This is a genomic window from Mesorhizobium sp. M2C.T.Ca.TU.002.02.1.1, from assembly GCF_003997225.1.
This window is the reverse complement of sequence record NZ_RZTO01001089.1, coordinates 1-1,649: the sequence shown is the minus strand read 5'-3', so window position 1 is coordinate 1,649 and position 1,649 is coordinate 1. Positions and strand designations below refer to the sequence as shown.

The following is a 1,649-nucleotide window of genomic DNA, read 5'->3' as shown; positions in this document are numbered from 1 at the left end:
AGTCTGGACTCGATTCTGGATATAGCCCTGCTGCAGACTGGCGAGCACGCCGCCCTCGGCCTCGATGCGCTGGAATTCCGCCCAGGCGGCGGCGCAGAGGTCGTTCGTCAGTGCCTCGACCGCGCCCGAGCCGCTCGCCGGATCGGCGACATGGCCGATATGGCTCTCCTCGGCCATGATGAGCTGCGCGTTGCGGGCGATGCGGCGGGCAAAGCCCGCCGGCAGCCCATGCGCGATCGTGTGCGGCAGGATCGAGATCGAATCGGCGCCGCCGGTCGCCGCCGCGAAGGCCGCGATCGCCGTGCGCAGGATGTTGGTCTCCGGGTCCGCCATGGTCATCATGCGGTAGGAGGTCTCGGCATGGATGCTGGCGGTCGAGGCCGGGATCGAGCAGGCTTCATGGATGCGCGCCCAGAGCTTGCGCAGCGCCCGCACCTTGGCCATCGACAGGAACTGGTCCTGGTCGACGCTGAGGGCGAAGCCGATATGGGGCGCCGCATAGACCAGCGGCTGGCGCGCCTTCTCGAACATCCTGAGATAGGACACGACAGAGGCCATCATCGTGCCGAGCTCCTGTGCCTCGGTGGCGCCGGCATTGTGGAAGACGCGCCCGTCGGCCTCGAGCAGCACGCCCGGCACACCCATCGAGAAGAAATGCGCCAGCGACTGCGGCATCGATTCCTGCAGCGCCTCGATCGAGGTGCGCAACCGCCCGGTTCCGGCGAAGATCGCCGCCGGGTCGATGCCGAAGGAGAGGTTGAGCTTGGTCGGGTCGGAGCGGCGTTTGCTCAGGAAAGCGAGCAGCCAGTCGGCCACGGCGCGGCTCCAGGGATGCGCGTCTATGCGCACCTGCACGCGGTTGAGCGGCACGCCGTCGAGCACCCTTTCCAGCGCTTCCGCGGTGCGCGGCAGGCCGTAGCCGAAGGCATTCGGCGCGCCCTCGAAGACAAGCGACAGGCCGGTGGCGCCTTGGGCGATGTCTTCCAGGGCCTGAGCGCCGGCCCGGGCGATGTCCGGGTCGTCGACACGCTGGCTGACGATCCAGGGCGTGGTCGGATTCGTGCGCGGCAACGGCTCGGCGGCCGTCGAGCGTTGGCTGAGCGGTTCGATGCGGATCCCGTCATCGGTGTGGGAGACGAGCTTTTCCTCGAAGGAACCGCCGGCAAGCGCCTTTTCCGCCAGCGCCTGCCAACGCTTGGCATCCGGGTTCGGAAGGTCGACATCCCTGGTCAAGGCGCCGGCGCCCATCGCTCTCCTCGCTTATCGGCCGCATCAGCCGGTCCAGCCAATCTAAGGTCAGGAACCGGATATCACAATGCGTCATCCGGCCGGGTTCTCTCGCGGCCAGCCAATCGATTGCCAAACAAGCGCGGAATCCGCAAGCGCCAAGAGCCAAATTCGGGTGTGCCGCAAAATCGATACTGGGCATTGCCGCATGCGACGAGCGTTACTATACCTCCGGGTGAGGCCCCTTGAGCGGAACAGATTGCGGAGACCGGATATGGTTGACGAGACCAGCATCTTCATCGGCGCCAGCCGCAAGCCCGACGATTCCTATCAGCGCGCGGAGGAGCTGCTGCTGCGCTACGGCAATCGCCACGGCCTTGTCACCGGGGCTACGGGCACCGGCAAGACGGTCAGCCTGCAGG

2 protein-coding genes are annotated in these 1,649 nt (G+C 66.9%); one reads left to right on the top strand and one right to left on the bottom strand.

Features of this window, described 5'->3' with window-relative positions:
* A partial coding sequence (locus tag EOD07_RS33640) for a methylmalonyl-CoA mutase family protein (RefSeq protein ID WP_127238277.1) occupies positions 1 to 1,248 on the bottom strand: 1,248 nt, incomplete at its 3' end.
* Positions 1,249 to 1,501: 253 nt separating this feature from the next.
* On the opposite strand from EOD07_RS33640, the gene EOD07_RS33635 reads away from it, so the two are divergent.
* Positions 1,502 to 1,649: helicase HerA-like domain-containing protein (locus EOD07_RS33635; protein WP_127238276.1), on the top strand; the 148-nt coding region annotated here is incomplete at its 3' end.